Annotated in this window: 9 protein-coding genes; 3 read left to right on the forward strand and 6 right to left on the reverse strand. The window is 64.7% G+C overall.

The features are described from left to right. Nucleotides 1–13: 13 nt before the first annotated feature. The 5 genes from GOOTI_RS07880 to GOOTI_RS07900 all read right to left on the reverse strand — a co-directional run bounded on the left by GOOTI_RS07880 (nucleotide 14) and on the right by GOOTI_RS07900 (nucleotide 7,642). Nucleotides 14–1,501 (reverse strand): amidohydrolase family protein, encoded by a 1,488-nt coding sequence (locus GOOTI_RS07880; protein ID WP_267879809.1) that lies wholly within the window; start codon nucleotides 1,499–1,501, stop codon nucleotides 14–16. Between the two features lie 132 nt (nucleotides 1,502–1,633). Beyond that, nucleotides 1,634–3,688 (reverse strand): neutral/alkaline ceramidase, encoded by a 2,055-nt coding sequence (locus tag GOOTI_RS07885; protein WP_007238045.1) that lies wholly within the window; start codon nucleotides 3,686–3,688, stop codon nucleotides 1,634–1,636. A 179-nt stretch (nucleotides 3,689–3,867) separates the two neighbouring features. Beyond that, nucleotides 3,868–5,148, reverse strand: coding sequence for an MFS transporter (locus GOOTI_RS07890; RefSeq protein WP_007238046.1), 1,281 nt, complete (start codon nucleotides 5,146–5,148; stop codon nucleotides 3,868–3,870). After that, complete coding sequence (locus GOOTI_RS07895; RefSeq protein ID WP_007238047.1) at nucleotides 5,145–5,756, reverse strand: TetR/AcrR family transcriptional regulator; 612 nt, start codon at nucleotides 5,754–5,756, stop codon at nucleotides 5,145–5,147. Before GOOTI_RS07895 ends, GOOTI_RS07890 begins: the two co-directional genes overlap by 4 nt. Before the next feature lie 269 nt (nucleotides 5,757–6,025). Continuing rightward, nucleotides 6,026–7,642 carry a DUF222 domain-containing protein gene (locus GOOTI_RS07900; RefSeq protein WP_007238048.1) on the reverse strand — a complete coding sequence of 539 codons (1,617 nt, stop codon included), beginning with the start codon at nucleotides 7,640–7,642 and terminating at the stop codon, nucleotides 6,026–6,028. A 167-nt stretch (nucleotides 7,643–7,809) separates the two neighbouring features. Between GOOTI_RS07900 and GOOTI_RS07905 the strand changes: the two genes are divergently transcribed. From GOOTI_RS07905 to GOOTI_RS07915, 3 genes are all read left to right on the forward strand, one after another. Continuing rightward, nucleotides 7,810–8,691 (forward strand): SCO6745 family protein, encoded by an 882-nt coding sequence (locus GOOTI_RS07905; protein WP_039993742.1) that lies wholly within the window; start codon nucleotides 7,810–7,812, stop codon nucleotides 8,689–8,691. Between the two features lie 74 nt (nucleotides 8,692–8,765). Then, nucleotides 8,766–9,266 carry a nuclear transport factor 2 family protein gene (locus GOOTI_RS07910; protein WP_007238050.1) on the forward strand — a complete coding sequence of 167 codons (501 nt, stop codon included), beginning with the start codon at nucleotides 8,766–8,768 and terminating at the stop codon, nucleotides 9,264–9,266. Beyond that, entirely contained in the window at nucleotides 9,241–9,915 is a 675-nt protein-coding gene (locus GOOTI_RS07915; RefSeq protein ID WP_007238051.1) for a phosphoribosyltransferase, read from the forward strand. The genes GOOTI_RS07910 and GOOTI_RS07915 overlap by 26 nt, the downstream gene beginning before the upstream one ends. Here GOOTI_RS07915 and mgtA read toward each other — a convergent pair. After that, on the reverse strand, nucleotides 9,861–12,494 hold the full coding sequence (mgtA, locus tag GOOTI_RS07920; RefSeq protein WP_007238052.1) for a magnesium-translocating P-type ATPase: 2,634 nt from the start codon (nucleotides 12,492–12,494) through the stop codon (nucleotides 9,861–9,863). The two genes, GOOTI_RS07915 and mgtA, sit on opposite strands and share 55 nt — an antisense overlap. Nucleotides 12,495–12,534 lie beyond the last annotated feature (40 nt).

Consider the following 12,534-nt stretch of genomic DNA (forward strand, 5'->3'; position numbering starts at 1 on the left):
GAGTGCGAAATGCTCAGGCGCGTACTGGTTTACCCGGTAGCCGATCGGTGCGGATCTCACCGTCGCTGACGATCTCGACACCGTTGACGAGGACGTGGTCGAATCCCGTCGACGGCGCGATCGTGTCGGTGTAGGTGGCACGGTCGGTGACCGTGGCGGCGTCGAAGACGACGATGTCGGCATCCGCGCCGACCTGGACCCTGCCCTTACGCGCCATGTCCGGAACTGATGGGGAAAGGATCTGTGCAGGAAGGAGGCTTGCGCGTCGGATCACCTCCATCAGGCTCAGTGCGCCGGTCTCACGCCACAATGTGCGGATCGAGCGACTGAAGGTACCAGCGGTGCGCGGGTGGGTGACGACGTCGGCGGGTAACGGCCAGCGCGAGTCGTCGTATGTCGATGTGCGCCACAGTGGTTCGAATGCGTCGCTGGCGATCGCGGTGTCCTCGAAGACGAGCCCGCGTGTCATGAGATCCCGAGCGGTCGGGTCGTCCTCTTCGAGGAAGTGGACGAAGACCAGTCCGCCCGTGCCGTCCGCACGCGCTGCTCGCAGGTCCGCGGCGCTGGTGAACCGGTGTCCGCTGACGAGGTGTTGTACCGCGAAGGGCGTGATGTCGCGTCGGTCGAGCAGATCCGGCTCGAGGAAGGCGGCGCCGATCCCCGTCATCCCCGAGCCGTAGGGGTAGGCCTCTGTCGATATCCGGGAGCCGAGGGAACGTGCGCGCTCAACGAGGCCGTGCACCCGGTCGAGATGTCGCAGCGACGTGCTGTTGACGTGGCAGTAGTGCATGTGAGCACCGGTTTCGCCTGCGGCCCTGACGATTTCCTCAGCACCGTCGATCGGCGTGTCGGGGTCCTGTTCGACGAGTTCGCGTGCGTGGGTGTACGTCGGCACGCCCCGGGTAGCGGCGAGTCGCGCGACCTCGACGTACTCCGAGGGCCCGACGCGTGGGGCGTACCCGACGAGAACTCCGATACCGAGGGCACCGTCGCTCAGGTCTTCTTCCAACAGTGCCAGTATCCGGCCGACCTCAGCGGTGTTCGCCTCGGCCTGCCAGGCGGGGACTCCCATGTTGAACAGGACGTCGGCGGGATGGCCGGTGGTCGTCACGTCTGCCATCACGTGCATCCGTGCGGCGGCCCAGCTCGCCGAGTAGCCGTAGTTGACGGGACGCCCCTCGATGGCGGCGCGCTCGTAGGCGCGGCCGACCGGGTGTACTCCGCCCTCGAGTTCGAGAGCGGTCGTGACGCCGTCGAGAGCCTGCAGGCGTTGTCCTGCGATACCGAAGCAGTGGCTGTGCATGTCGATGAAGCCCGGTGCGACCACGCGGCCGGAGACGTCGAGCACGCGATGTCCGTCGAGTGGCTCGACACTGACGGCACTGATGGTGCCCCGGTCGATCCCGATGTCGAAGATGCCGTCGGTTCCGCTGTCGGGATCGATCACGCGGCCGCCGTGGAGTACCAGTTCATGCATGGATGAAGCATGCGCCGTGTACACCGCGGACTTTTCGTCGCCGGATCAAAAAATGGACGCCTCATGTTGTGGTGCGCTACGAACCGGCTATCTGTGCGATCGTGCTCGAGCCCCTGCGTGCCCGCCCCTGCGTGCTCCGCAAGCACGGGTATGCGGTCATGTCACATCGAACGCCGGAGTCGTCCCGACGAACGGCGAGAGCGTGCCGTTTGCGCGCTTGACATCGCCGAAGTACCGGATGCGATGGCGTCCGGAGGTACCTGTGCCGGGTGTCCAACTGATGGTCACCACCGACGCCGTCGAACTTCCGGCGGGGCGCTTCCAGGCGAGTTCGGTACCCCAGGTGTCGTCGTCGGCGGCGGCGACCCAGCGTCCCGACTCGTAGCGTTCGACGACGAAGTAGCCGTCGCGGGCCGCACTGCTTCCCGCGCTCACCCTGTGCACCTTGTTGGCGGGATGCGCTCCGCAGAAGTCCACCGAAACCGTCTGGCCCGATCGGTACGACGACTTCGGTGCGCGCACGACGTCGCCGAAACGCTTGCCCGCGATCGGGGTGTCGGCGGGTACCGGTGTCAGCAGATCGGGCTGCGGACTGCGCTGATCCGGCGGGTTCGGCCCGCGCGACGCCGACTTCCCTGCGGCCATCTCCCGCGCGAGTTTGTCGAACTCCTGCATGTACGCGCACAGGGTGTAGCGACCGAACATGGTCTCACCGCCCTCGTACTGCTGTGACAGATACTCCTCGGGGGTCGTGACGTACTGGCTGTACCCGTTCGAGTATCCCTGCAGCAGAACGTTTTCCAGCGGTAGTGCGAATGCCGCCGCGACGATGCGACGCACGCGCAGTCCCGCGGTGATGGTGAACTCGGCGGGAGCGGCTGCCAGCACGAGATCGCCGATGCGAATCAGCTGGATGGGCAGCACCTGTTGAATCCACGGATGCGGTGGCATGTAGCCGAGCGGGAACAACGGAACCTTCGGCGCTTGGATCTGCTGAACCCACGGCGGCGGTGTCACTTTCGACGTCGCGCCGAGTGCTGCGGCGAAGGGAAGCACCATGCCCTCGTTGAGGAACGAGAGCTGACTGCGGGTGTTGTCCTCGGTACTCGTCGCGGCGGCGGCAGCACCCATGATGGCGGGGCTCGTCCGCGCCGGACGTCCGTCGGGGGTGTAGGTGCCGTCGATCGCGATGTCGGACAGGTTCAGGAAGCGGTACGCGTAGGAGACGCCACCGGACATCGACCGTGCGGATGCGAATGCGCGCTCACCGGCGCGGAACTGGCGCTGTCCGATGATGGTGCAGTTGGCTCGGTGATCGTCGGTGGGGCCTGCCGGGTGGAGTTTGCGCACGGCGAGATTCGGTGTCATGTCACCGGCATTGGTTTGCGGGAAGGAGGCGACGACGTCCGGCTTCTGCTGCTCGGCCAGATACGAGGCGTAACCCTTGTTGTCGACGGAGATGAGCGTGTTTGCGTCGGTCAGTGATGTACCGTGCGTGGCGAACCAGGTGATCTCACCGATCACATTGCCGCTCTGCCGAAGTCGCAGTGATGTCACCTGTGGGTCGATGTGTTCCGGGAAATGACGCCGATCAGGCGTGGGATTGTTCACAAACGCCTGCAGCGAGCGGTTCGCGCTGGCGTCGTGTAGTTCGGAGTGCCCGAGCTCGAGCGTCCCCGGTGCCAGGCTGTGATGTGCCGCAACGATCGCGTCGACGATGCCGGCGACCTCGGCGCGGTAGGAGTTCTCGCGATGGCCCAGTGCGGCAAGGACATAGGCGTAGTCCCAGGCGGTGCCTCCGCAGGAGTTGTGGTTGTGGGTCGCGTTGAGGTTGACGTTGTCCTCGGAGTAGAGGTTGCCGAATCGACTGCGTAGTTCCTTCATGACACCGACGCGGTGCGACTCGAACAGGCAGGCCAGGTCGGCGTTGACGAACACCACCCGTGCGCCCGACGCGGCGTCGGCGATGATGTACGCCCGTGCCCAGACCCGTTGCAGGAGCCCTGTTGCCACCTGACTGAGATCGGAGTAGCCCATCATCCCTTGGCCGGCAATGGCACCGGTGAGGTCGCCTTTTCCCGCGCCGACGAGGTACCCGGATGGTGGTGCTGCCGATGCTGTTCCGCTACCCGCAGCGCCGAGCGCCGCGGTTCCGATCAGTCCCGCTCCGACGGCGCCTGCCGACACCCCCAGGAAGCCGCGGCGACTCACCCTGCCTGGCGCGGCCGTGTGCCCGGAACTGCTGTGTGCGTCATTGCTGTGCCCGGAACTGCGGCTCGCTGAACTCAACTGTGACCCCCTGGGTGGACAATACTTGTGACTGGACGTGGACGAGAGAAGTGGATATGGCGGAGTTTCGTGGTCAACGGTCAACGGTCAGCGGTCAGGGGTCAGCGCACAGTGCGCACCAACAACACGGACAGACCGCCGAGAATCCCGAAAACCGCTGAGGTGACGAATAATCCGGTGAAGCCGCCGGTGGCCTCGACCACTGCGGCACCGACCAGCGGTCCGAGTGCCTGCGGTACGGCCATGGCGATGTTCATGATGCCGAGGTCCTGACCGTTGTGTTGCGCGTCGGGTAGCACCTGTGTCGCCAATGCCTGGTCGACGCCGAGGAACGCGCCGAACCCGGCACCGAGAAGGGCTGCGGCGACCATGGTCATCGGGAGGTCGGCGACAGCAGCGATACAGATCGCGGCAGCACCCTGGCACACGCCCGCGGCGAGGACGAAGGGTTTACGACGTCCGACCAAGTCGCTGAGTTTGCCCGACACCAGGGCACTGATGACCACGAAGACCATGTACACCGCTGACACCAGCAGGATGTCGTTGTCGGCGTCGGAGGAGTGAAGTCCGAACTTGAGGAAGAAGAAGAGCAGAGATGTGCCGAGTGCATTGCCGAGATTCACCAGGATGCGCCCCAACAGCGTCCAGCCGAAGTCGGGATGCTCGCGAGGCGAGATCCAGAGTTCGGAGATGATCGTGCGGGGGCTGAGTCTGCCCTTGTCGTGGCTCGGACACGGCGGATCGTTCAGATACAGCACGAACGGTGTCACGCAGACGATCAGCAGGACCGCGAACAGTGCGTATGACGGCAGGAAACCGAGGCCGAAGACCGACACGAGTGCGATGCCGACGATCGCGCCGATGGCCTGCGGAGCCGACACCCAGCTCGACACCACTCCGCGCTGGAATACGGGGACCTGATCACTGATGAGTGCCGTCAATGCCGCCGAAGCAGCACTGAAACCGGTCAGCGCGGCACACCACCCGATGGTGATGGCGACGATGTTGTCGGAGAATCCGAGCGCTAGCAGCCCCGCTGCGAAAAGCGCTGTCCCGCCGACGATCCACGGCCGGCGTCGGCCGTAACGGCTCGTCGTGCGATCCGACAGGGAACCCGTCAGCGGAAACGCGACGAGCGCGAAGACGGCGGAGATACCGGAAACCACACCGAAGGTGAGAACGCTTCGCTGCCAGTTGCTCTCGTCGACGCTGTTTCCGATCTCGAGCCAGTCGTTGATCTGGTCGGGCAGGGTGAGCTGGAACGGTGCGAGCTGTGCGAGCCAGATGCCGAGCCATGACAGGCCGAACAGGCCGATCCACCGGGTGCTGACTCGCTGCCACGGAAGGGTAGACGCCTGGTGCGAGTCGGGTTCGACGGTCACCTCCGGTTGGCCTCGGACTCGGCGGGTGCGGCCAGTGTGACGATGGCGGCCACGAGAAGATCGATGTTGCGGCGCGCGGCCTCGGTGTCGCGATCGGTCAGCCACGAGAGGGTCAACCCGTCGATCGCCGAGGTGACCAGATGAGCCACCTGGGGTAGAGGCAGTTCCCAGGTGATGGACATGCGGTCGCCGAGGTAGCTCAGGGCATCGGCGACGGCGGTCCGATACGTCTGCCACTGCTTGCTCACCGCCGCGCGGTCGTGGCGGATCGCGTGTGTCGCCACCTCGAGCAGCGCGAGCTCGCGCGCGGGGTCGTCCTCGAGCATGCGGAGGTAGCCGAGCATGGCTTCGCACAGGACTTCGTGCAGTGTCGCGTCGTCGGCCACCATGTCGGCGGAGAGGACGGCGGTGAGTCGTTCCTGCTCGGTGATGTGGGCGATGACCTCGTTGATCAGTGCATCGCGTGACGAGAAGATGTAGAACAGGGCGCCCTGAGGCATGCCGGCCTCGCCGACGATCGCTCGTGTGGTGGCGGCCGCGAGGCCGTCTCGGGCGATCACCCGTACGGCGGCGTCGATCAGCGCCTGACGTCTGTCCTCGAAGGTCATTCGGCGCATAGATCCCCCAGTTCACCGCGTGTGGACGCACACCGGGCCGTGGTGTGCGCCTCGGTCCGGTTCGCAGCGCGTCGACTCGAGCATCTCGATTCACGGCCGCAGTCGGTTCCCGTCAGTTGACCATATGGTCAACTGCGGACAAATGTGCGGGATCGACGCGATTTCCGCAACAGGAGGCCGCCGAATTAACCACCGCGCAACGCGGGCACGCCTGCTACCGGGCCGGAAGGGTTCCGGTCCGGTAGCGAGCCCGTGGCAGGTCAGGCGGCTTCGTAGTCGCCGACGCTCACGAGCGTCCCGGCGCGCAGCATCGAGATGATCTCGTCGGCGATGCCGGTGGGATAGCTGCCGTCGGGTGAGCTCTCGGCGGGTGGGGGCGTGAACTCGGCGCGTCGTCGGAGAAGTCGATCGTCGACGATGCTGCCCAGATCATGCATGTGGTTGGTGCGTAAGGAGCCAGCTGTTCCCACTGGATTGCTGTTCGGGCGCCATCCGTAGCGGCCCCGGTCCGGGCCGTCGGGAATCTTCTCGGTGGTGAACTGCTCGGGCTTGTCTCCTACGGCGCGGTTGTGGGGACCGCAGGCTGGGGCGAGCTCGTCGATGTCGGTGCGTCCACCACGAGCCCAGTCCTGCTCGGCGTGATGGATCTCGACGTGGCTGAATGGGGCGGGGCAGTCGGGCTTGGAGCATCCGCCGTAACCGGCGAACAGCATGAACCGCTGTGACTGGCTGGCCAGCCGCTTGGACGTTCCGAGGTAGAGCGGCGCCCCGGTGTGTTCGGAGAAGACGGCCAGGTGCATCACTGACTGTGCCGCGAGCCGGATCAGGTCGGGCATGGGGATGTCGGCGCCGGTCGTGGTTTGTCCGACGCCCGCGTACTCCCGCAATTGGGTGTCGGAGATCCGCACGATCAGATGCGGTGGCAGCCCGCGGTGGCTCGCGCCGATGAGCCCGCCGTCGAGGACCGCCTTGAGTAGTGCGCCGAGCGCGTCGTGATTGCGTTGCGCAGGCGTTCGGTTGTCGCGTGCGGCAGCTTCGGTGAGTATCTCGGCGTCGACATCCACACTCGAGCCGGTCGGGGAGGCGTCGTCGTCGGGATTGTTCATCCCGGGCGCCGCCCACGCGGCGAGGACGACGTCGAGCATTGCTCGGGTTGTGGGGTCGAGCGTGGCGAGCAACTGTGACATCGATTGTGCGTCTTGGTTTCCGACGGTCAGTCTGCGTTGACGTTTGCGGTCTTTGTCGTCGGTGATCGTGCCATCAGGGTCGAGGTGGGCGAGCAATCGCGTTCCCGCGGCGATGATCTGGCGAGGCGCCAGCTTCTGCGAGAAGTCGACCACCTCTGCCTCTGCGCGGTTGAGGTCTTCCGGATCGAGGTTCTCGGGGATCTTGTTCAACACCTCGAGAGCTGTGCCGAGGTGATCGACCCCGAGCGTGCCCTCGCGAAGTGCCGCAGCGAGCTGTGGATACACGGGCGGCTTCTTGTCGCCGGTGATCGTGTAGGTCTCGCAGACGGCTTCCATCGTGCGCATTCGCTTGTATGCGTTGGGGATACGCAGTGGCCCCATCATGAAGTCGCGCAACGAGATCACGCCGACCGAACGGTAAGCGGCACGATCGGAGACATCCATGATCCGATCGTTACCGATGGAGATCATGCGCCGCACCGCGCGTTCGTGCTCGATGGCCATCGCAGCGACCTCGGCTTCGGGGGCAGTGGTGGTGTCGACCTCGTCGAGTTGATCGAGCAGCGCATGTAGCTGCTCGTACAACGCAATTGGGTTCTGCGCGTGCGGTTCTTGGATGTGGACGCCAGCGTCCTCGGCAACCGGATTCTCGGCGCCTAGTGCGTCGTCTCCCGGCTCGTGTGTACCCATCGCCACCCCGATTCGATACGAACAAATGTTCTATATTTAGAGTAGCTCCGCCTCGAGTTATGTCAAGAAGAATTCGGATATTCATCGAAATTGTCTGCGGTGCAGCGATATATGCGTAGACGGACGCCTCCTTGACTCTGGAGGTGCCGGACGCGAGGCTGGTTCACATGGTCATCACCGCCGACGACACCTCGGCCTCTCACGCCAGACTCGCGTACGAAACGCTCGAGCCATTCCACGTCCTCGCGTACTTCAATCCTGGACTCACGGCTGCGCAGGAGGACACGGGTCTCGATGCGCACGCGTTCTACGTCGGGGCACGCGGGGCGCCTCTCGGTGAATGTTCCGCCCCGGTGGTGGTCTCGTCGTTCTACAACTTCGCGCCCGACCTGATCACGACGGCCTGGGAGTCGGCACGTGCTGTGGGAGTCGAGACGATCGCGCGCCGTCGCGAGCAGATGCTCGACTCAGTGCTCCGCGACATCCTCGGGGACAAGCTCGATGATCCGGAGATGTCGGCGTTGGCCGGGCACTACCTCGACATCGCGTCGGATCTGCCACTCGGCGGCAGACCTCTCGCATCCTCTTGGGCCGCTTCCACGCCGCCGGAGACACCACACCTCGCGCTGTGGCATGCGCTCGCCGTACTCCGGGAGTGGCGGGGTGACAACCACATCGCGGTGCTCGTGACCCATGGACTCGACGGACTCGATGCGGCCGCATTCCACGAAGCGCAACTGCCCGATCCGTCGATCCGTCGTCGAATTCTGGGTCGAAAGCTGACGCAACTGACACGCGGTTGGTCGGACGACGACTGGGAGGCGTCCGTCGATCGGCTCGTCGGTCGTGGGCTGGCGACGAGAATCGACGACGCGCACCAGTTGACCGAGTCCGGTATGGATCTGTACCGCACCATCGAAGTCGAGACCGATGCCGTCACCGGCCAGGCATGGTCAGGTGCAGGCGTCGAGGCTCTGTTGGAGCGAACGCGTCCGTACGTGAAAGCCGTCATCGACGCCGGAGTGCTGCCGGGCACCAGGAAGAAGTAGGTGTTCCGGTACTGCCGAGCGCTTCCTCCACCAATCCCGCCATCAAGGATGTCCGCACGGAGTAGACGTGGATCATGGACGATCTCGAGGCCGTCAAGGCACTGAAGTACCGGTATCTGAGAACTCTCGACACCAAGGACTGGGTCGCTTTCGCCGAGACGCTCACCGAGGACGTCGTCGGCGAGTACGGCGAGTCGCTGTCGTTCGCTGACCGCGACGAACTCGTCGGGTACATGCGCACCTCTGTCGGGCCGGGTGTCATCACCGAACACCGGGTGAGCCATCCGGAGATCCTCATCGACGGCGACACCGCAAGCGGCAGGTGGTACCTGCAGGACCGCGTGATCGTGCCCGCGTTCTCGTTCATGATGATCGGCGCTGCGTTCTATACGGATTCCTACCGTCGTACCGACGACGGCTGGCGCATCTGCTCTACGGGCTACGACCGAACCTATGAGGCGAGCGTCGACCTGCGGGAGATACCGAGTTTCTCCGCCAAGGTCGGACCTGCGGTCGGTTCGGACGCCGGGACGGTCCGGGAAGACGCCGATGTCGGTCACGGTCGTGTTCACTGACAGGGTCGACGCCGGTCGTGTGCTGGGTCCGCTAGTTGCTGACGCGTTGCGGGAGATCGGATTCCGATCTGCCGGCGAGGACAGGCCACCGTTGATCGTCGTCGGGCTCGCCCGGGGAGGCGTACCCGTCGGACGTGAGGTGGCCAACGCGGTCGACGCACCGTTGGACGTACTCGTGGTGCGCAAGATCGGCGCGCCCGATCAGCCTGAGTTCGCGATGGGCGCGCTCGCCGCGGGGCAGGTACTGATCACCGACGACGTGCCGCGTCGACTCGGAGTGTCGGCCGAGCAGTTGCGTGAGATCATCGGCGCGGAGAACAAGCTGCGCGTACAACGCGAGAACACGTATCGCGCTGGGCGACAGCCGATTTCGTTCTCGGGCCGTGTTGTGGTGTTGGTCGACGACGGCATCGCGACGGGTGCGACGATGGCCGTCGCCGTGCGTGCCGTGCGGGCGGCAGGAGCCGTCGGTGTCGTCGTCGCCGTACCGGTGGCCCCGCGAGATGCGGTGCACAGATTCGAGACTGACGCGTCCGTCGATCGTGTCGTGTGCGTCGACGTCCCTGCCCCCTTCCGCGCGGTCGGCCTGTCGTATCACGACTTTGGTGAGGTGGCCGACAGTGAGGTCGTCGCCTGTCTCGGTGCATGACCGACTGTGGTGAACCGGGCAGCGCGACGCTGGATGTGGTGCGCTTCGTCGCGCCAACGTCGTGGCATCTGGGGGTGGAACGTCAGTGACGTGTAGTAGACGCGCTTGGCGAGTTCGACGAGCACGAGATAGGCCACCACCATCGAAGCGAGAAAGACGTAGAAGGTCCATGGGAGTACGACGAACCCGAGAATATGACGAAGCGGCGTGAACGGCAGCGCGATGCCGATCGCCACCACCACGAGAACCGAAGCGATCAGCCAGCCGCCTGCCCGACTGCGTAGGAAGGGAATTCGACGTGTTCGGATGGCGAACACGATCAACGTCTGAGTACACAGGGATTCGACGAACCATGCGGTATGGAACTCGCTCGCCCCGGCGTGGAAGACGTGAAGCATCACCGCGAACGTCAAGAAGTCGAACAACGAACTCAGTGGCCCGAAGAACAGCATGAACCGCCTGATCGCGGCGATATCCCAATGTGACGGGGAGCGAAGGAGTTCCGGGTCGACACGATCACTCGGGATCGCGAGCTGGCTCGTGTCGTAGAGCAGATTGTTCAACAGGATCTGGCTCGGCAGCATCGGTAGAAAGGGCAGCAGGGCCGACGCGCCGGCAGCGCTGAACATGTTGCCGAAATTGCTCGACGTGCTCATCTGTACGTACTTGATGGTGTTCGCGAACGTTCGACGCCCCTCCGCGACGCCTTTGGCGAGAACCCCCAGATCTTTCTGCAGCATGACCACGTCGGCCGAATCCTTGGCAACGTCGGTGGCGCTGTCCACGGAGATACCGACATCGGCCGCGTGCAGCGCGAGTGAATCGTTGACGCCGTCGCCGAGGAAGGCGACCGATTGCCCGTGTGCGCGCAGAGACGTCACAAGCCGAGCCTTCTGTGCAGGAGTGACCCTGGCAAACACTGTGTATTCACGTGCAACACGATCGAATTCGTCGGGAGAGAGAGCATCGAGTTCCGTGCCGGTGATGGCACCGCCCGAACGCATGCCGAGGTCGTCGACCACCTTGGCGGCCACGACGACGTTGTCTCCTGTGGCCACCTTGACGGTGATCTGCAGTGCTGCGAGCGCAGTGAGAGATTGCGCCGCAGACGCTTTGGGCTTGTCAAGGAAGACCAGAAATCCCTCGAGTGACAGTGCGGTCTCGTCGTTGTCGGTGATAGTGGTGTGGTCTGTGTTGACCTGCTTGGTCGCCACTGCCACCACGCGTGAACCCTCGGCGAACAGTCGATCGAGCGTGGCCTGGCCGCGCTCGCCGTCGACGCAGCGAGCCATGACCCGTTCCGGCGCCCCTTTCACCACGAGTTGTGCGTTGCCGTCTGTGCTCACGGTGACGGCCGACGCCATCTGCCGGTCGTGGTCGAATGGACGCGTGGCGATACGTTCGTACGACGCAACGGAGTCCGCGACGTGTCCGGCATCGCGCCACAGGGCGGCGTCGAGTTCGTTTCCACCCGCATGTATGGCCGAATCGGTGCCCAGCAGTCCGTCGCGTAGTACTTGGTCGTCCGGTGTCCCGTCGGGAGCGAGCGTCGCGGTCAGCGAGATCTTGCCGTCGGTGAGGGTCCCGGTCTTGTCGGTGAGCAGTATGTCGATATCGCCGAGATCCTCGATCGCCACAAGGCGTTTGACCAGCACGCCGTCGTCGGAGAGTCTGCGTGACCCGGCCGCGAGTGCGGTCGTCACGACTGCGGGTAGCAGTTGCGGGGTGATACCGACAGCGATCGCCAGGGCGAACAGCACCGAGTCGATGATCGGTCTGCCGAGGATGAGATTGGCGATGACGATGAAGACGGTGAGGACGATCGCCACTTGGAGCAGGAGGATCGAGAACCTCGACAAGCCTCGCTGGAAAGCGGTCTGCGGTGCCGCCTCGGTGAGTCCGCCGGCGACGGAACCGAACTCGGTTCGTTCACCCGTGGCGACGACGATTCCTGTGGCACTACCGGATTGCACCACTGTCCCCATGTACGCGCAGTCGGAGCGATCAGCCAACGCGGTGCCCGTCGGGACCGCTGAGATGCTCTTGCCGACTGCGGAGGACTCACCGGTGAGTACGCTTTCGTTGCATGCGAGGTCGGTGACGTCGATGAGGCGGAGATCTGCGGGAACGATCTGGCCCAAAGTGAGCGAGACGACGTCGCCGACCACGAGCCCGGTCACGTCGATCGTCGCCGGTTGGCCGTCGCGGATGACTGTGGTGGTGTGGTGGACTCTGTCGTGGAGCGCTTGTGTTGCCCGTGCCGCGCGGAGTTCGTTGAGGAAGCCGAGCAGGACGCTTGCCGCGAGAATCGCTCCGATCACCGCCGCGTCACTGACGTCACCGAGCGCACCTGCGAGCACAGCGGTGACGATGAGCAGGATCATCAATGCGCTCTTGAATTGGTTGAGCAGAATCTCGAACGGATGCACCCGTACGGTCCGCAGCGCATTCGGTCCGTCGTGCTCCAGGCGGGCGGTGGCCTCGTTGGCACTCAGTCCCGTGCGCGAGGTGCGCAGTGCATGCAGCACCTCGTCGACAGAGAGGCATTCAGGGTTTCTCACCGTGCTTGCGGGCGGCATCTCACTGCACCCGCGCCGGTGCACACCTCGACAGGCTCAT

The sequence above is a fragment of the Gordonia otitidis NBRC 100426 genome (assembly GCF_000248075.1).
GTDB lineage: Bacteria > Actinomycetota > Actinomycetes > Mycobacteriales > Mycobacteriaceae > Gordonia > Gordonia otitidis.